Consider the following 17,905-nt stretch of genomic DNA (forward strand, 5'->3'; position numbering starts at 1 on the left):
GGAGTTGACTGGTACTAATAGGCCGAGGGCTTGTCCTCAGTTGCTCGCGTCCACTGTGTTGGTTCTGAAGCCACGAACAGACCAACGGTTGTTCTTAGTTTCATAGTGTTTCGGTGGTTATAGCGTTAGGGAAACGCCCGGTTACATTTCGAACCCGGAAGCTAAGCCTTTCAGCGCCGATGGTACTGCAGGGGGGACCCTGTGGGAGAGTAGGACGCCGCCGAACTTTTTTTGAGGGGAGCCTCGTTCTCCGAGTTTTACTCGGGGAGCGGGGCTTCTTTGCGTTGTGCTGCCGGGCGGTAGGTATTCTCGGGAGATGCGCTACGACCTGATCATTTTCGATAATGACGGTGTCCTGGTGGACAGCGAGCCCATCTCCAATCAGATCCTCGCCGGCTACCTCACCGAATTGGGGCACCCGACCACGTACGAGGAAGCGTTGCGCGACTTCATGGGTGGGTCGGTGCAGCGCATTCGCGACATCGTGGGGGAGCGGTCCGGGCGGGCGTTGCCGACGGACTTCGAGGTCAGTTTCCATGCGCGGGTCTTCGAGGAGTTCCGCAGGCGGCTGGAGCCGGTGCCCGGGGTGGCGGCGGTGCTGGAGAAGTTGGCGGCCGATGGCGTGGCGTACTGCGTCGGATCGTCGGGGAGCCACGAGCGGATACGGGTGGCGTTGACGAAGACCGGTCTGCTTGAGCACTTCGGGGCGGGGGCCACCGCGCTGTTCGCCGATATGGCGGAGCTGCCGCAGTTGTTGCAGTAGGGGCCCTAACTCCCGCTGGATCATGGGGAATTGGGCGCGTGATCTATCTACCCAGCGGTAGCGGGGAGTTCTAGGCTGACGCGCCATGACGTCCCCTCATATGGCGGGAACGCGGCTGCGGCACGGCCGGATCGCGCTCTCCCTCAGCTTCTTCGTCCAGGGGGCGGTCTTCGCCCTGCTCGTGACCCGGATACCCGCGGTGCAGGTGCGCTACGGGATCTCGGACGCGCTGTTGCCGGCCTTCCTGGCGGCCGTTCCGGTGCTTGCCGGCGTCGGCAGCGTCGGCACCGAGCACCTGGTGAGGCGGGTGCGGCCCAGCACGGTGTTGCGCAGTGTGCAGCCTGTGGTGTGCCTGGCGCTGCTGGCCGTCGGCGCGGTCGGCTCGCTGGCCCAAGTCGCCGTGGCGCTGGCCGTGTTCGGGCTGATGGTCGGGGCCCTGGACGCGTCGATGAACATGCTCGGGGTGAGTCTCCAACGGGCGTACGGCCGCAGCATCATGCTCGGCTTCCACGCCGCGTACAGCCTCGGCGGGATCGTCGGGGCCTCGCTGGCGTGGGTGGGGGCGCACGGGAAGCTGTCGCTGGTGCTGCTGTACGGGCCGGTGGTCGCGGTCTTCGTGCCGTTGGTGCTGGTCATCGGCCGGTGGTTCGTCGACGGGGACGATGGGCGGGTGGCGGACGGGGGTGGTGAGGCTGGTGGTGCGGGGGCTATGGCGCCGGTGGCCATGCGGCTGTTGTTGCCGCTGTGCCTGGTGATGGCGTTCGCGTACATCGGGGACTCGACGGTCTCCAACTGGAGCGCGAAGTACCTCCAGGACGTGCTGGGGAGCTCTGAGCAGTTGGCGACCGTTCCGTACAACGTCTACATGGTGATGACGCTGCTCGGGCGGGCCGTGGGCGACCTGGGGGTGCGGCGCTTCGGGCCGGTCGCGGTGGTGCGCACCGGGACGGTGGTCGCGGCGGCCGGCTTCGCCGTGGTGGCGACGGCGCCGGGGGCCTGGGTCGGGATGGTGGGCTTCACCCTGCTGGGGCTCGGGCTGTGTGTGATTGTGCCGCAGACCTTCGCGGCGGCCGGGCGGTACGCGGTCGAGCGGCACGGCCCGGGGGCTTCGGACTCGACCATCGCGCGACTGAACATCTTCAACTACGTGGGTTTTCTGATCGGTTCGCCGCTGGTGGGGGTGCTGGGGGACGCCTGGAGCTATCGCGGCGCGATGCTGGTGCCGATGGCCCTGGTGCTGGTGACGTTGGTGTACGCCCGCTCGTTCGGCGCGTCGTCGGCCGGATACGGTGACGACCATGAGCGGCCGCGCACAGCTGATGTGGGACGAGGCAGTAACGGGCTATGACTTCGGGCCGGGGCATCCGATGGACCCCGTCCGACTCGCCCTGACGATGCGCCTGGTGGAGGCATACGGGCTCCACCAGGGGCCGTTGGAGGTGGTGGCCGCCAAGCCGGCCGGCGACTCCACGCTGCGGCTGGTGCACCGGGCGGACTACATCGAGGCGGTCCGCCGGGCCTCCGCCGACCCGGATTCCGCGGACGTCGCCTATGGGTTGGGGACCATGGACGACCCGGCGTTCCGGGGGATGCACGAGGCGTCGGCGCTGATCGCCGGGCAGTCGGTGGGCGCCGCTGAGGCCGTCTGGCGCGGGGAGGCGGGGCACGCGGTGAACTTCGCAGGCGGGCTGCACCACGCGATGCCCGGGGGCGCGGCGGGCTTCTGTATCTACAACGACGCGGCGCTGGCCGTCGCCCGGCTGTTGGAGCTGGGCGCCGAGCGGGTGGCGTACGTGGACGTGGACGTGCACCACGGCGACGGGGTCCAGGCGGCCTTCTGGGAGGACCCGCGGGTGCTGACGATCTCGCTGCACGAGCATCCGCGGACGCTGTTCCCGCAGACCGGGTGGCCGGAGGAGACCGGTGGCGCGGGCGCCGAGGGCAGCGCGGTGAACGTGGCGCTGCCGGCCGGGACGGGCGACGCGGGCTGGCTGCGGGCCTTCCACGCGGTGGTGCCGGAGCTGTTGGCCGCGTTCCGCCCGCAGGTGCTCGTCACCCAACACGGCGCGGACACCCACTTCGAGGACCCGTTGGCGCACCTGGCGGTGAGCCTGGACGCGCAGCGGGCGGCGGCCGAGTCCTGCCACGCCCTGGCGCACGAGCACGCGGACGGGCGTTGGGCCGCGCTGGGGGGCGGCGGCTACGAGGTGGTGGAGGTGGTGCCGCGCAGCTGGACGCATCTGGTGGCGATCGCCGGCCACCGGCCGATCGACCCGACGTCGGAGGTGCCGGAGGAGTGGCGGCACGAAGTCTTCCGTAGGACGCGGCAGTTGGCGCCGCGCCGGATGACGGACGGGCGGACGCCGCACTGGCGGGATTTCGTCGACGGCGGCTACGACCCGGCCGACCGGCTCGACCAGGCGGTGTTGGCGACCCGTCGGGCGGTCTTCCCGTCGCACGGGTTGCTGCCGTGAGGCGGGTGGGCCGCTGACGGGAGGGGGTGGGGGAGAGGCCGGGGGTGCCGTAGGGGAGAGGGGAACGGATCCCGTAGGGGACGCGAGGACCCCCTGCGGGGCCACAACGGGGCGGGGGCGGGGGATATTCCGCGGGGGCGGCGCGAGTTGACGCGTCCTTGGGGCGCCGAGGGCGTGCCGTGGAGGCGGCTGTGCGTGCGGCGGAGTGGCGTAGCCAGGGCGGGTGGGGTGGTTGGGGTCAATGAGGCGGCCGCGCGTGCAGAGCAGTGGCGTAGCCAGGACGGGTGGAGCAGTAGGGACCAGTGAGGCGGCCGCGGGTGCGGCGGAGTGGCGCAGCCGGGACGGGTGGGGCGGTAGGAACCAATGGGGCGGTCGCGCGTGCAGCGAAGTGGCCCATGAGGATGCGGTATGGCCCATGAGGAAGTCGCGGAGCGCCGCGAGTGCGCAGGCGGATGGCCCGTGAGGGCGCAGGTGAGGGCGGCGCCAGGGCGGCACCAAGGGCGGCAGCAGGGCGGCGCGAGGGCGTCGCGGGAACGCCGCCAGCATGCCGTCGGTGGTCCGGCCTGGTCTCGTCGGTGTGGCTTGGGGCGGGAGTGCCCCGGATGTGTGACTACCGGCCGGTTCGGGCATGCGGTTTCCGGCCAACGAGTCAGCATGGGGCCCGTGTTGGGGACCAGGGCATTGCGGGCGTATCTGATCGAGGCGCGGCTCGCGGGGACGATCGCGACCACGCGGGAGCAGAGCCTGCGGCGGTACCGGCTCTTCGCGGCCCGTGATCCGCGGGTGCTGTTGGGGCTGGAGCCGGAGCGGGAGTGGTCCTTCGGTGAGGTACTGCGACTGATGGGACGGGAGTGCGGGATTTCGGACGATCCCGCGCACACTTCCGGCCCGGATGTGATCGAACCCGACCGCACCATCGCCGCGTTGGACGCCTTCGCGGATCGGATCGGTGTGGCCGCCGGGCGTCGGGCCCCGGTGCTGCTGGGCACCGGCCACCCGCACCGGCTGTTGGACTTCTACGCCGCCCTCGCAGACGCCCTCTCGGCGGCGGGCTGCCCCGTCCTCACCCCGGCGCATGGCCACCGTGTCGACATGGCGACCCGGTTCGGGGTACGTACTCGGGTCCTCGATTACGTACGGGGAGTCGCGCTGATGCGCGAACCCGGCGCGGGGGGCGCGCTGGTCGAGGGGGGCGTGCACACCCATTCTCCCCTGCCGGTGCGGACCGCTTTAGGGGTGGCCGCGGCGTCCTACGGGCGGCTCCCGGCACTGGTCATCGGGGACCACGGTTGGGTCTGCGGGGCAGGTCAGCTGGGCATCGAGGCGATCGGACTGGCCGACGCCGACGACCCCGCGCCGTTCGTCGGACGGGCCGAGGGGCGGCTCTCCGCGGTGGTCCCGCTCGACGACGCGGCCCCCTCCGCTCGCTACCGTCCGCTGATCCACTATGTCCTCAATAGGGCAAGTCTGTCCCGATAGGCGGCCGTTCGCTGCTCCTCTTCCCCACTCGCATCACCCGCCCCTAATCTGGGGAGTGAACGCATGGCGACGAAGAGTCACCGGAGGGGAAGCCGGTGCCCGTCTTATGCGGAAGGTGCAGGTGTGTGATGGCTGCGGACCAGAGGCCGTTGAACGAGGTTGTGTTTCTGACAGTGGCGGAAGTCGCCACGGTGATGCGAGTGTCGAAGATGACCGTGTACCGCCTGGTGCACAGCGGTCATCTGCCCGCGATCAGGGTGGGACGGTCCTTCCGGGTGCCGGAGCAGGCGGTGCACGACTATCTCCGTGAGTCGTATGTGGGGGTGGAGTCGGCCTGACGCTCGTTCGACGACCCTCGGATTACGCGGTACGGCCGGTGCCGGGTACCCTGGCCCGATGTAGGTAGTGTGGGCTCGGACGCCCCGCACCGAGTGATTCGAAGTGAGCGAGGGTAGTCGTGGGCTCTGTTATCAAGAAGCGGCGCAAGCGGATGGCGAAGAAGAAGCACCGCAAGCTGCTCAAGCGCACCCGTGTCCAGCGTCGTAACAAGAAGTAAGCGACGCTGATCGCGACTTCGCGGCCCCTCACCGCCCCAGGGTGGTGAGGGGCCGCGGTGCGTCTGTGGGCCGTATGGACGGTGGTCGGACGCAAATGTCGTCACGGGCATCGCGCGGTCATCACCCGGCAACACCGACCGGATAGCGTGAACCGCACTGCTCGGCGCAGGTGGAAGTCACTGCCAGAAGGAGGGCCGATCTTGGGCAACGTCGTGCTCGTCACGGGCGTCGCACGGCAGCTGGGGGGCCGGTTCGTCCGCCGGATCCAGCGCGATCCGGACGTCGACCGGGTGATCGGGGTCGATGTGGTCGCCCCGGAACATCACCTCGGCGGGGCCGAATTCCTCAAGGCCGACATCCGACATCCACAGATCGCTCGGGTGCTGGCAGAGACCGGGGTCGACACCGTCGTCCACATGGACATCAACGGCACGGCCCTCAGCGGCCGCGGCGGCCGGGCCTCGGTCAAGGAGACCAACGTCATCGGCACCATGCAGCTGCTCGGCGCCTGCCAGAAGGCACCGAACGTCCAGCGCCTGGTCGTCAAGTCCAGTACCAGCGTCTACGGTTCCGCGCCCCGCGACCCGGCGGTCTTCACCGAGAACACCCCGCCCAAGTCGCTGCCCAGCGGCGGTTTCGCCAAGGACACCGTGGAGGTCGAGGGGTACGTCCGCGGCTTCGCCCGGCGCCGCCCCGACGTGGCGGTCTGCGTCCTGCGGTTCGCCAACATCCTCGGCCCGTGCGCGGACTCGCCGCTTGCCGAGTACTTCGCGCTGCCCGTCCTGCCGACCGTCCTCGGATACGACCCGCGGTTGCAGTTCGTCCACGAGGACGACGCGATCGACGTGCTGCGGATCGCCGCCGCCGCGCCGCGCCGCGGCACCCTCAACAGCGGCACGTTCAACATCGCCGGCGACGGCGTGCTGCTGCTCTCGCAGGTCTCCCGTCGCCTGGGACGCCCCACCCTCCCGCTCTTCCTGCCGACCGTGACCTGGGCCGGCACGGTCCTGCGGTCGCTCGGCATCACCGACTTCTCGCCCGAGCAGATCCGGATGCTCACCCACGGGCGGGTCGTCGAGACCACACAGATGCGCGAGACACTGGGCTTCCACCCCCGCTACACCACGGCGGAGACCTTCGAGGAATTCGCCCGCAGCCGCGGACCCGGGCTGCTGCCGCCCGAGTCCCTCGCCCGCACCGTCGACCGGCTCGCCGGCACGCTCCTGGCGCGCCGCGGCCCTAGCCAGTGAGGAGTTCACCCACGATGGCGGACGCCAAGGTCATTCCCTTCGGCGAGGAGCCCCGGGCCCGCCGCAAGGCCCGGCGGACCGGGCGCACCGGCCGGGGCACGGCGCTGGCGCCCGTACCGGAGGCCCGTACGGACCCGGAGCCGCAGCCCGCCGCGCGGCCGGCCGGCGGGCGGACGCTGGACGAGCGGATCGCCGGCGGGCTGGCCTTCCTGCGCCGGCGGATCACCGGCGACTACGAGGTCGACGACTTCGGCTACGACAAGGAGCTGACCGACCAGGTCCTGATGTCGCTGCTGCGGCCGATCCACGACAAGTACTTCCGGGTCGAGGTGAAGGGGATGGAGCACATCCCCGCCGAGGGTGGCGCGTTGGTCGTCGCCAACCACTCCGGGACGCTGCCGTGGGACGGCCTGATGCTCCAGGTCGCGGTGCACGACAACCACCCGGCGCAGCGCCATCTGCGGCTGCTGGCGGCCGACTTGGTGTTCATGCTGCCGGGCGTCAACGAGCTGGCCCGCAAGGCCGGGCACACCCTGGCCTGCGCCGAGGACGCCCAACGGCTGCTGGAGCGCGGGGAGATCGTCGGCGTGATGCCGGAGGGCTTCAAGGGCATCGGCAAGCCGTTCGCGGACCGCTACAAGCTCCAGCGCTTCGGACGGGGCGGCTTCGTCTCCACGGCGCTGAAGGCCGGGGTGCCGATCGTGCCGTGCTCGATCGTGGGCGCGGAGGAGATCTACCCGATGGTCGGGAACGCCAAGACGGTGGCGCGGGTGCTGGGGCTGCCGTACTTCCCGGTCACGCCGACCTTCCCGTGGCTGGGGCCGCTGGGCGTGGTGCCGCTGCCGACGAAGTGGACGATCCAGTTCGGCGAGCCGATCCCCACGGACGGCTATTCGCCGGAGGCGGCCGACGACCCGATGCTGATGTTCAACCTGACCGACCAGGTCCGGGAGACCATCCAACACACCCTCTACAAGCTGCTCGTGCAGCGGCGCTCGGTGTTCTTCTGACTCTTCCTCAGAAGAACACCGAGCGCCGGGCGGGGCCGCGGGTCCGGCTACTTGGCCGGGCCGTCGCCGTCGATGCCCAGGTCGGGCAGGAGCCCGGGCAGCAGCGGCGGGAGGGTGACGTCGGGGTGGCCGATGCCGTCCTTGCCGTGGCCGCCGTCGTGCGACGTACTGCCGCCCTTGTGGTGCGGGTTGAGTAGACCGTCCGCGGCGCCGCCGAGCAGGCCGTCCTGCTGCGGGGACGGCGAGGCCGAGGGGTGCGGGGCCTGCTGCGCGGTGCCGTGCCCGTCGGACGCGGACTCGCTGTCGGACGGGGACGGGCGGTGCGCGTTGCCACCGGTGCCCCCGTCGGCGGGTGTGCCGCGGTGCCGGCCGCGACCCTCCGGGCCCTGCGGGAGCATCGAGCGCAGCGGGCCGACCTCGTCGTCTATGGCGTCGAAGACCGAACTCACCTCGTCCCGCACGTCGGTGAGCTGCACCGGGAGCTTGTCGCGCATCTTCGACCAGGTGTCGCGGTGCGACTTGGTGAACGAATTCAGCGCCTGGATGGGGCCCAGGGAGCCGTCCCGCTCGTATGCCGCGTGCAGCAGGCGGTGGCCCTCGCCGGCGTCGTGCTGGACGCCGGCCAGGGCCCTGCGGATCTCGGTGAGCGCCTCGTGGTCGAGGTGCGCGGACCGGCCGCGCTCCATCAGGCGACGGACCTCCAACATCCGGGTGGACGCCTGGTCGAGGAGGAGTTGGCCGCGGCCCTCGTCGTCGTCGGTCATGGTGAGCCGGAGGTCCTCCATGCCGCGCTTGAGGCCGTAGAGGGAGTCGCCGGGGAGGGCGTCGGTGCTGGCCGCGGCGACCCCGCTGAAGGCGCCGGCGGCGACGCCGACCGTCAGGCCGCCCGCAGCCAGCCCCTTGGAGAGGCGGGAGCGCGGGCGGAGCCGGCCCAGCGAAGTGGTGGGACGGTGCGCGCCCTTGGGCTCGCGTTGCTCGGGCACCCTGGCGTCGCCGGACGTGGCGCCTTCGGCGAAGGCGGCCTCCATCGCGGCGACGAGCTGGGCACGTTGGACAGTCTTGACCTCGGCTGCCATCTCCGGCCTCGGGAGCTCCCCGAGGCCGTCGGCGACCGCCAACAGCCGTGCGTCTACCGGCGCTTGGGCCGGATTGTCGACCTGGTCCTCGGTCGCCGCGCCCTTGAGCTCCTGCTCCTCCAGGGCCTGGGCGAAGGCGTTGGCCCGCCGGTGCACCGATACATTCGCGATCACGGGCGGCACCTCCTCTCGTCATCCCGCTCGACTCCCCGGACTGGCTTTGACTATCCAGACGGGCCGGATGGTTGCACGCCGTCTGTCCGTGGCCACTCGAACGAGTGAGAGGCAGCGGACATGGCGTGACCGCGTGGAGCCTGCATTCCGCACAACGAGCGGCGCGGCACACGGGTTACGCACTCACGATGATCTGACCGTCGGGGCATGGCCGGTCACCAACGGTGAGTGGCGGGCGGGGTGTTGGGGATGTCGGAGAGGGGCAGACATCAGCGTGCGTTAGCGGGCGTCTTCGGGAAGGAGCCGTGCCAGGGTGCGGACGGCCCGGTACTGGAGGGTCTTGATGGCGCCCTCGTTCTTCCCCATCACGCGGGCGGTCTCGGCGACCGAGAGGCCCTGGAGGAACCGCAGGGTGACGCATTCCTGCTGTTGGGGGTTGAGCTTGCGTACCGCCTCCAACAGGGCGGCGTTGGAGAGGGATTCGAGGACCGAGTCCTCGGGACTGCGCTCGACCTCGTTGGCGTCGAGCATCTCTCCGGTGGTGACTTCCAGGCGGAAGCGGGAGGACTTGAAGTGGTCGGCGACGAGGTTGCGGGCGATGGTCACCAGCCAGGCGCCGAAGTCACGGCCCTGCCAGGTGAACGTGCCGATGCGGCGCAGGGCGCGGAGGAAGGTCTCACTGGTGAGGTCCTCGGCCGTGGCGCGGCCGCCCACGCGGTAGTAGATGTAGCGGTACACCGTGTCGGCGTACTGGTCGTAGAGCCGGCCGAAGGCGTCGGCCTCGCCGGCCTGGGCACGTTCGACGAGGTCCATCATGCGACGGCTGTCGCTGTCCGCGGGGCGTCGCGCGGTGGCGGTGCCGGCGCGGCGGTTCCTGCCGGCGGTGGCGGCCTTGCCGACCGTAGCGCTCCCGTCGGCCAGCGCGTAGCAGGGGCCGGTGGGGACGGCTGTGGCGAATGCGGGGACGGCGTACGCGGTGGGGACAAAACTGCGCAGGTGGTCGACGAGCGTCGTACGCAGCGTAGCCAGGCCCGAGGCGTCAACCCCGACGTGTGGGTACACGGGACTCCCAGAGGCAGAGCTTCCATCACGTGCAGTGCGGGACCGTTCACTCGTCGTAGGGACGTGTGGGTTCCGGAATGCGTCTGAGGAGAATAACGCTTCGTACAGGCAGCGCTACACCCAGTTGCTCAAATCATCGATTACTTACGGTCCGTGTCCGATTGGTGGCGGATCAAGTATCGATTACTGGACAACTATTGATCGGAAGGGAGCGCAATCTGCCTGGTTGAAGGGCGTGTTGTGGTTAACCGCCAGGAAAGGGACTGACGGGGCACCGGCGGGGGTAGGGAGTGCGGATGGTCCGCCGCCGGGCCCGGTGATCAAGGACGGTCAGCGGCGGCGGCGCTGGAGGGCCACGGCGGCGGCCGCGCCGCCCGCGAGCGCGCCCACCCCGGCGGCCGCCGGGATGCCGATCCGCACCGCCTTGCGGCCCGTTCGGTAGTCGCGCACCCGCCAGCCGTGCTCCCGGGCGTGCCTCTGCAGCCGGGTGTCGGGGTTGATCGCGTAGGGGTGGCCGACGAGCGAGAGCATCGGGATGTCGTTGGCCGAATCGCTGTACGCGGCGCAGTGCGAGAGGTCGAGGTGCTCGGCGGCGGCCAGCGCGCGGACCGCCTCCGCCTTGGCCGGTCCGTGCAGCGGCTCGCCCACCAACTTGCCGGTGTAGACGCCGCCGACGGACTCGGCGACGGTGCCCAGCGCGCCGGTCAGGCCCAGCCGGCGGGCGATGATCGTCGCGGTCTCCACGGGCGCGGCGGTCACCAACCACACCTTCTGGCCGGCGTCGAGGTGGGCCTGGGCGAGCGCGCGGGTGCCGGGCCAGACGCGCTCGGCCATGTACTCGTCGTAGATCTCCTCGCCGATGCTCATGAGTTCGGCGACGCGGTGGCCCTGGACGATGGAGAGCGCGCGGTTGCGGACGTCCGCCATGTCCTCGGAGTTCTCGCCGGCCAGCCGGAAGTAGACCTGTTGGAAGGCGAAGCGGGCCAGGTCGCGCTTGTGGAAGAAGTGCCGCTTGTACAGGCCGCGGCCGAAGTGGAAGAGGGCGGCGCCCTGCATGATCGTGTTGTCGAGGTCGAAGAAGGCGGCCGCGCTGGCGTCGCCGACGACCGGGAACTCCGGCTCGGTCGGCTCCTCGGCGGGCGGCGCCTCCTGCGACGACTTCCGGGCGGCCTCGGCCGCGGCCTCGCCGGCCAGCACGCTGCGTGCGGTGGCGGGTCGTCTGCGGCGGGTGAACCACCCCGTGGGGAAGAGTGCCCCGGCGGGGCTCCGATCAGGGCGATGGGCGGGCGACGGGCGGGCCATGCGGCTAGCGTAGCCAGTTTGTTCGGTGCATCCGGTTACGGGCGCGTGTCCGGAGGCACTGGGGCGCTCGACGGTTGCGTTACGGCCATCCGCAGGGCCCGCGAGCAGGGGTGATCTGCGCGGGCGGGGCGCTCAGGCGCCCAGTGCGGTGCGCAGTCGCTGGGGATCGACCCGCCAGAAGTCGTGCTGGGCGCCGTCGACGAGGACGACCGGAATTTGCTCCCAGTACTTGCGGTGCAGTTCGGCGTCCTCGGTGATGTCCTTCTTCTCCCAGGACGCACCGGTTTCCGCGCAGACCTTCTCGATCACGGCCTGGGCGTCGTCGCAGAGGTGGCAGCCCGGCTTCCCGACCAGGGTGACCATCCGGTCGGCGGGGCTCTTGCGGGGGGTGCGGCTGAACAAGGGGGCCATGGGGTCATTGTGCCGGGTCCGAGGGGGAGCTCCGGAGCGGTCGTTTCGCTTACCATCGATGGGCGATTTGTAGGTTTCCGGGGGTATAGCGGTGAGGAGTGAGGGCGCGTGCTCCCGTCGGTGCTGCCGCGAAGTGCCGGTGGCGCGCGTGAACGGTGTGACGGTGGAGTTGGTTCCGCGGACCCCCGTAAAAGCTGCGTGAGCCCCATCACTTTGCCCGGACAAAGCGGACACCATCTTTGTGCACGCGTTCACAAAGACATAGCCTGCAAGAGACAGGGCGGTCGGGTTTCTGACGGCCGCCCGCAGCCCCGCTCTACCCGCAGGAGCACCGTGGCAACTGGCCGAACTCACCGACCGGCGACCCGAAGCCGAGGCATCCCCGAGGCCACCGTCGCCCGGCTACCGCTGTATCTGCGTGCACTGACCGCGCTCTCCGAGCGCTCGGTTCCCACGGTCTCCTCCGAGGAGCTCGCGGCCGCGGCGGGAGTCAACTCCGCGAAGCTGCGCAAGGACTTCTCCTACCTCGGCTCCTACGGGACCCGCGGCGTCGGCTACGACGTGGAGTACCTCGTGTACCAGATCTCGCGGGAGCTCGGCCTCACCCAGGACTGGCCCGTCGTCATCGTCGGTATCGGTAACCTCGGCGCCGCGCTCGCCAATTACGGTGGTTTCGCCTCCCGGGGCTTCCGGGTCGCCGCGCTGATCGACGCGGACCCGGCGATGGCCGGCAAGCCGGTCGCAGGCATCCCGGTCCAGCACACCGACGAGCTGGAGCAGATCATCCGGGACAACGGCGTCTCGATCGGCGTGATCGCCACGCCGGCCGGCGCCGCCCAGCAGGTCTGTGAGCGGCTGGTCGCCGCCGGTGTCACCTCGATCCTCAACTTCGCGCCGACCGTGCTCTCCGTCCCCGACGGGGTGGACGTCCGCAAGGTCGACCTGTCCATAGAGCTGCAGATCCTCGCCTTCCACGAGCAGCGCAAGGCGGGCGAGGAGACCGGCCCGGCCCCGGAGGGCAGCCCGGCGGCCGCCCCGGCCTCCGCGGCGGCTGTCGCGACCGAACGCAAGGGACCCGACGGGGACGTGCCCGCCGTGATGCCGGCATGAGCCTCCTCGTCGTCGGATTGAGCCACCGCAGCGCGCCGGTGAGCGTGTTGGAGCGGGCCGCGCTCGCTCCGGAGAGCCGCGGCAAGCTGCTTCAGGACGTGGTGTCGGCGGAGCCGGCCACCGAGTCCGCGGTGCTCTCCACCTGCAACCGCATCGAGCTCTACGCGGACGTGGACAAGTTCCACGCCGGCGTCGCCGAGCTGTCCACCCTCCTGGCCCGCCACTGCGGCGTCGGCCTGGAGGAGCTGACCCCGCACCTGTACGTCCACTACGAGGACCGCGCCGTCCACCACCTCTTCTCGGTGGCCTGCGGGCTGGACTCGATGGTGGTCGGCGAGGGCCAGATCCTCGGCCAGATCAAGGACGCGCTGGCCGTCGCCCAGGAGCAGCACACCGCCGGGCGGCTGCTCAACGACCTCTTCCAGCAGGCCCTGCGGGTCGGCAAGCGCGCGCACAGCGAGACCGGGATCGACAAGGCCGGCCAGTCGCTGGTCACCTTCGGCCTGGAGCAGCTCGCCGGCGGCGCGGACGTCGCCGGCTGGGCGCGCGGCAAGCGGGCGCTGGTGATCGGCGCCGGCTCGATGTCGTCGCTGGCCGCCACCACCCTCGCCCGTAACGGCGTCGGTGAACTGGCCGTCGCCAACCGGACGGTGGCCCGCGCCGAGCGGCTGGTACAGATCCTCACCGAGCCCGGCGGGCCGGGCGCCGGCACCGGGCTGACCGCCCGCGCGGTCGCGATGGACGCCGTCGCGGCCCAGTTGGCCCGTGCCGAGATCGTGATCTCGTGTACGGGCGCGGCCGGGCTGCTGCTGACCGGAGAGCAGATCACGGCGGCGCTCTCCGGGCGCACCGACCGGATGTGGCTGCTCGACCTCGCCATGCCGCGCGACGTCGACGCGGCGGTGCACGGGATCGACGGGGCGCACCTGGTCGACATCGAGTCGCTGGCCGAGGCGTCCGCCACGGTGTCCGACCAGCCGACTCCGTCGGCGGGCCCGATGGCCGCCGACGTGGACACGGTCCGCGGCATCGTCGCCGATGAGGTCGCCGCGTTCGGCGCCGCCCAGCGGGCCGCGCACATCACCCCCACCGTGGTCGCCCTGCGCACCATGGCCGCGGACGTCGTCAGCAGCGAGATGGGCCGGCTGGAGGGCCGCCTCCCCGACCTCGACGACAAGCAGCGCGCGGAGATCACCCAGACCGTCCGGCGGGTCGTCGACAAGCTGTTGCACGCGCCCACCGTGCGGGTCAAGCAGCTGGCCAGCGAGCCCGGCGGCGCCGGGTACGCGGACGCGCTGCGGGAACTGTTCGACCTCGACCCGCAGACGGTCGCCGCCGTCAGCAGGGCCGACACCCGGACTGGCGCCCAGGCAGGCCGGAACGAAGCAGCACGGGAGCGGGCATGACCGACAGTACGAGAAGCACCCTGCGCCTGGGCACCCGGCGCAGCAAGCTGGCCATGGCCCAATCCGGGCTGGTGGCCGAGGCGGTGCGCGCGCTGACCGGCCGCCCCGTCGAACTGGTGGAGATCACCACCTACGGCGACACCTCCCGCGAGCACCTGGCGCAGATCGGCGGCACCGGCGTCTTCGTCTCCGCGCTGCGCGACGCGCTGCTGGCCGACGAGATCGACTTCGCCGTCCACTCGCTCAAGGACCTGCCGACCGCGCAGCCGGCGGAGTTGGTGCTGGCCGCCATACCCGTGCGCGAGGACCCGCGGGACGCGCTGATCGCCCGGGACCAGCTCACCTTCGAGGAGCTGCCCGACGGCGCCCGGGTGGGCACCGGTTCGCCCCGGCGGATGGCGCAGCTCAACGCCTGGGCCAAGGTCCTGGGCAAGCGCATCGAGACCGTTCCGGTCCGGGGGAACGTCGACACCCGGATCGGCTTCGTCGAGAACGGTGAGCTGGACGCGGTCGTGCTGGCCGCCGCCGGTCTCACCCGGATCGGTCGGATCGACGAGGCGACGCAACTGCTGTCGCCCGACGTGGTTTTGCCCGCCCCCGGCCAGGGGGCACTGGCGATCGAGGTCGCCGCCACACACGCGGACCTCATCGCCGCGCTCGCCGAGCTCGACGACCCGGCAACCCGGGCCGCCGTGACGGCCGAGCGCTCCCTGCTCGCCGCCCTGGAGGCCGGCTGCTCCGCCCCCGTGGCGGCGCTGGCCGACGTCCAGGCTGACGAGCAGGCTGTCACCGAAATGCACCTGCGCGGTGTCGTCGGCACGACCGACGGCAGCACGCTGGTGCAGCTGTCCACCACCGGGCACGTACCTGCCTCTCTTGACGACGCATCGATCCCGCTCGCCATGGGCCGGGAACTCGCCGTCGAGATGCTCGCTAAGGGCGCGGCCGGTCTTATGGGGGAGCGAGCACTTTGAACCCCACCGCCCCAAACCACTCCGCCTCCGGTCAGGTCACCTTCCTGGGTGCCGGGCCGGGAGACCCGGGCCTGCTGACGCTGCGCGCCGTGGAGGCACTGGCCTCCGCCGACGTCCTCATCGCCGACCCGCAGGTCCTGGACGTCGTGCGTGTGCATGCACGTGCGCAGGTGGACACCCCGTTGCAGGCGTCAGCTGACGAGGCGTCAATCCCCGGCAGTCCCACGGGCGTTTCAGCCCTTCGGGACACCGCCAATCTTGTCATGGCGGCCGCGCGGGCCGGCAAGCGGGTCGTCCGTGCGGTGGCCGGCGACCCCGGGCTCGACGGCAATGTCGCCGAGGAGATGCTGGCCTGTGCTGCCGAGGGCATCGTCTTCGAGGTCGTGCCCGGCATCGCGGCCGCGGTCGGCGTGCCCGCCTACGCCGGGGTGCCGCTGCGCGACGCCGAGGGCACCGACGTGCGCTTCATCGACGCCCGCAGCGCCGACGAGCGCTGCTGGAGCGAGCTGGGCACCAGCGACGCCACCGCGGTGGTCTCCACCAGCCTGGACTCGGTGGCCGCGGCCGCCGGTGAGCTGGTGGCCGCAGGCCGCAAGCCGGACACCCCGATGACCGTCACGGTCGCCGGCACCACCACCCGGCAGCGCACCTGGACCGCCACGCTGGGCACCGTCGCCCAGGTCCTCAAGGCCGCCAAGGTGCTGCCGTCGCCGGACGGCGGGCAGCCCGTCATAGCCGTGGTCGGCGAGCGCAGCGCCGCCGCCCAGCGCGACCAGCTCTCGTGGTTCGAGAACAAGCCGCTCTTCGGTTGGCGGGTGCTGGTCCCGCGGACCAAGGAGCAGGCCGCCTCGCTCTCCGACCAGTTGGTCTCCTACGGCGCGGTGTCGCACGAGGTCCCGACCATCGCCGTCGAACCGCCGCGCACCCCGCAGCAGATGGAGCGCGCGGTCAAGGGCCTGGTCACCGGCCGCTACGAGTGGATCGCCTTCACCTCGGTCAACGCCGTCAAGGCGGTCCGGGAGAAGTTCGAGGAATACGGGCTGGACGCCCGGGCGTTCGCCGGCATCAAGGTCGCGGCGGTCGGCGAGCAGACCGCCAAGGCGCTGGTCGCCTTCGGTGTGAAGCCCGACCTGGTGCCGTCCGGCGAGCAGTCCGCGGCCGGCCTGCTGGAGGACTGGCCGCCCTACGACCCGGTCTTCGACCCGATCGACCGGGTCTTCCTGCCGCGCGCCGACATCGCCACCGAGACCCTGGTGGCCGGCCTGATCGAGCTGGGCTGGGAGGTCGACGACGTCACCGCCTACCGGACGGTGCGCGCCTCGCCGCCGCCGGCCGAAACCCGCGAGGCGATCAAGGGCGGCGGCTTCGACGCGGTCCTGTTCACCTCGTCCTCGACCGTGCGGAACCTCGTCGGCATCGCCGGCAAGCCGCACAACGTGACCGTGATCGCCTGCATCGGCCCGGCCACCGCCAAGACCGCCGAGGAGCACGGGCTGCGGGTCGACGTGATGTCGCCCGAGCCGTCGGTGCACAAACTGGCCGAGGCGCTCGCGGACTTCGGGGCCGCGCGCCGCGATGCCGCGATCGAGGCCGGGGACCCGGTCACCCGCCCCAGCGAGCGGCGGCCGGGCTCGCGCCGGCGGGCCCGTAGCTGAGCGGTACGCACGCGACGAAGGGCGCCCCTTTTGCGGGGGCGCCCTTCCGCATGTGTGCCCGTCTCGCCGCCCCCGGCGGCCGACGTCACGTCGGCAAAGGCAGGCGTGGGGCGGGCGTAGCGTGGAGGGCATGACGAAGTACGGAAGCTATCCGGGGGCGCGGCCGCGCCGGCTGCGCACCACCCCCGTCATGCGGCGGATGGTCGCCGAGCACCGCCTGCATCCGGCCGACCTCATCCTCCCCGCCTTCGTGCGCGAGGGCATCACCGAGCCGGTACCGCTCGCCGCCATGCCGGGCGTCGTCCAGCACACCCGGGACACCCTGCGCAAGGCCGCGGTCGAGGCGGTCGAGGCCGGGGTCTCCGGCATCATGCTGTTCGGCGTGCCCGAGGACGCCAAGAAGGACGCGGCGGGCACCGCGGGCACCGACCCGGACGGCATCCTCCAGATCGCGCTCCGGGACGTGCGGGCCGAGGTCGGCGACGACCTGGTGATCATGTCGGACCTGTGCCTGGACGAGTACACCGACCACGGCCACTGCGGGGTGCTGGACGCCCAGGGGCGGGTCGACAATGACGCGACCCTGGAGCGGTACGCCGAGATGGCGCAGGTCCAGGCCGACGCCGGCGCCCACGTGGTGGGCCCCAGCGGCATGATGGACGGTCAGGTCGGCGTCATCCGGGACGCGTTGGACCAGACCGGCCACGAGGACGTGTCGATCCTCGCCTACACCGCCAAGTACTCCTCGGCGTTCTACGGCCCGTTCCGCGAGGCGGTCGGCTCGTCGCTGCGGGGCGACCGGAAGACCTACCAGCAGGATGCGGCCAACCTCCGTGAGTCGCTGCGGGAGTTGGCGCTCGACCTCGACGAGGGCGCCGACATGGTCATGGTCAAGCCGGCGCTGCCCTACCTCGACGTGCTGGCGAAGATCGCGGACGAGGTGGACGTGCCGGTCGCCGCGTACCAGATCTCCGGCGAGTACGCGATGGTCGAGGCGGCGGCCGAGAAGGGCTGGATCGACCGCGACAAGGCGATTCTGGAGACCCTGACCGGCATCAAGCGGGCCGGCGCCCAGATGATCCTCACCTACTGGGCGACGGAGGTCGCGCAGAAGCTGGGCTAGCCGGCGCCGATGACGGCTCCGCGACCGCGCCCGCGCGCCCCGCACGAGGCGTCAGGCGCAGTCGCGGACCGCGTCGTCG

16 protein-coding genes, 1 rRNA gene and 1 pseudogene are annotated in these 17,905 nt (G+C 71.3%); 14 read left to right on the top strand and 4 right to left on the bottom strand.

The genetic code is table 11. The annotated features are described in order from the left end of the window. Positions 1-109 precede the first annotated feature (109 nt). From rrf to ACFVFQ_RS08305, 9 genes and pseudogenes are all read left to right on the top strand, one after another. Positions 110-226, top strand: a 5S ribosomal RNA gene (gene rrf, locus ACFVFQ_RS08265). Between the two features lie 90 nt (positions 227-316). Beyond that, a pseudogene (locus ACFVFQ_RS08270) lies at positions 317-706 on the top strand (HAD family hydrolase); the annotation flags it as partial. Positions 707-863: 157 nt separating this feature from the next. Next, positions 864-2,111 carry an MFS transporter gene (locus tag ACFVFQ_RS08275; RefSeq protein ID WP_383411499.1) on the top strand — a complete coding sequence of 416 codons (1,248 nt, stop codon included), beginning with the start codon at positions 864-866 and terminating at the stop codon, positions 2,109-2,111. Continuing rightward, on the top strand, positions 2,062-3,237 hold the full coding sequence (locus tag ACFVFQ_RS08280) for an acetoin utilization protein AcuC (RefSeq protein WP_383410821.1): 1,176 nt from the start codon (positions 2,062-2,064) through the stop codon (positions 3,235-3,237). Before ACFVFQ_RS08275 ends, ACFVFQ_RS08280 begins: the two co-directional genes overlap by 50 nt. A gap of 654 nt (positions 3,238-3,891) precedes the next feature. Continuing rightward, the gene (locus tag ACFVFQ_RS08285) at positions 3,892-4,716 is read left to right on the top strand and encodes a phosphatase (RefSeq protein WP_383410824.1); all 825 of its coding nucleotides are present in this window, start codon (positions 3,892-3,894) and stop codon (positions 4,714-4,716) included. Between the two features lie 128 nt (positions 4,717-4,844). Beyond that, positions 4,845-5,054 (top strand): helix-turn-helix domain-containing protein, encoded by a 210-nt coding sequence (locus tag ACFVFQ_RS08290; protein ID WP_014144137.1) that lies wholly within the window; start codon positions 4,845-4,847, stop codon positions 5,052-5,054. 119 nt (positions 5,055-5,173) lie between these two features. Next, on the top strand, positions 5,174-5,272 hold the full coding sequence (locus ACFVFQ_RS08295; RefSeq protein WP_003948845.1) for a 30S ribosomal protein bS22: 99 nt from the start codon (positions 5,174-5,176) through the stop codon (positions 5,270-5,272). Positions 5,273-5,473: 201 nt separating this feature from the next. Then, positions 5,474-6,523, top strand: a complete 1,050-nt coding sequence (locus ACFVFQ_RS08300) for an NAD-dependent epimerase/dehydratase family protein (RefSeq protein WP_383410827.1) — start codon at positions 5,474-5,476, stop codon at positions 6,521-6,523. A gap of 14 nt (positions 6,524-6,537) precedes the next feature. After that, entirely contained in the window at positions 6,538-7,533 is a 996-nt protein-coding gene (locus ACFVFQ_RS08305) for a lysophospholipid acyltransferase family protein (protein ID WP_383410830.1), read from the top strand. 47 nt (positions 7,534-7,580) lie between these two features. Here the strand turns inward: ACFVFQ_RS08305 and ACFVFQ_RS08310 are convergent, their stop codons facing one another. The 4 genes from ACFVFQ_RS08310 to ACFVFQ_RS08325 form a co-directional block, all read right to left on the bottom strand. After that, positions 7,581-8,783 (bottom strand): DUF5667 domain-containing protein, encoded by a 1,203-nt coding sequence (locus ACFVFQ_RS08310; RefSeq protein WP_383410833.1) that lies wholly within the window; start codon positions 8,781-8,783, stop codon positions 7,581-7,583. 279 nt (positions 8,784-9,062) lie between these two features. Then, positions 9,063-9,845, bottom strand: coding sequence for an ECF subfamily RNA polymerase sigma factor, BldN family (locus ACFVFQ_RS08315; protein WP_383410836.1), 783 nt, complete (start codon positions 9,843-9,845; stop codon positions 9,063-9,065). A 330-nt stretch (positions 9,846-10,175) separates the two neighbouring features. Next, complete coding sequence (locus ACFVFQ_RS08320) at positions 10,176-11,042, bottom strand: HAD family hydrolase (protein WP_383411504.1); 867 nt, start codon at positions 11,040-11,042, stop codon at positions 10,176-10,178. Positions 11,043-11,279: 237 nt separating this feature from the next. Continuing rightward, on the bottom strand, positions 11,280-11,558 hold the full coding sequence (locus ACFVFQ_RS08325) for a glutaredoxin family protein (RefSeq protein WP_383410839.1): 279 nt from the start codon (positions 11,556-11,558) through the stop codon (positions 11,280-11,282). Positions 11,559-11,891: 333 nt separating this feature from the next. On the opposite strand from ACFVFQ_RS08325, the gene ACFVFQ_RS08330 reads away from it, so the two are divergent. The 5 genes from ACFVFQ_RS08330 (at position 11,892) to hemB (ending at position 17,826) form a co-directional block, all read left to right on the top strand. Continuing rightward, positions 11,892-12,668 (top strand): redox-sensing transcriptional repressor Rex, encoded by a 777-nt coding sequence (locus tag ACFVFQ_RS08330; protein ID WP_383410842.1) that lies wholly within the window; start codon positions 11,892-11,894, stop codon positions 12,666-12,668. After that, positions 12,665-14,074 carry a glutamyl-tRNA reductase gene (locus tag ACFVFQ_RS08335; protein WP_383410845.1) on the top strand — a complete coding sequence of 470 codons (1,410 nt, stop codon included), beginning with the start codon at positions 12,665-12,667 and terminating at the stop codon, positions 14,072-14,074. The genes ACFVFQ_RS08330 and ACFVFQ_RS08335 overlap by 4 nt, the downstream gene beginning before the upstream one ends. Continuing rightward, positions 14,071-15,048 carry a hydroxymethylbilane synthase gene (gene hemC / locus ACFVFQ_RS08340; RefSeq protein WP_383410848.1) on the top strand — a complete coding sequence of 326 codons (978 nt, stop codon included), beginning with the start codon at positions 14,071-14,073 and terminating at the stop codon, positions 15,046-15,048. Before ACFVFQ_RS08335 ends, hemC begins: the two co-directional genes overlap by 4 nt. Next, positions 15,045-16,703 carry a uroporphyrinogen-III synthase gene (locus ACFVFQ_RS08345; RefSeq protein ID WP_383410851.1) on the top strand — a complete coding sequence of 553 codons (1,659 nt, stop codon included), beginning with the start codon at positions 15,045-15,047 and terminating at the stop codon, positions 16,701-16,703. The genes hemC and ACFVFQ_RS08345 overlap by 4 nt, the downstream gene beginning before the upstream one ends. Positions 16,704-16,833: 130 nt before the next feature. Continuing rightward, on the top strand, positions 16,834-17,826 hold the full coding sequence (gene hemB, locus ACFVFQ_RS08350) for a porphobilinogen synthase (protein WP_383410856.1): 993 nt from the start codon (positions 16,834-16,836) through the stop codon (positions 17,824-17,826). Positions 17,827-17,905 lie beyond the last annotated feature (79 nt).

The sequence above is a fragment of the Streptomyces sp. NPDC057743 genome, assembly GCF_042798755.1.
In the GTDB taxonomy this organism is placed as follows: Bacteria; Actinomycetota; Actinomycetes; order Streptomycetales; family Streptomycetaceae; genus Streptomyces.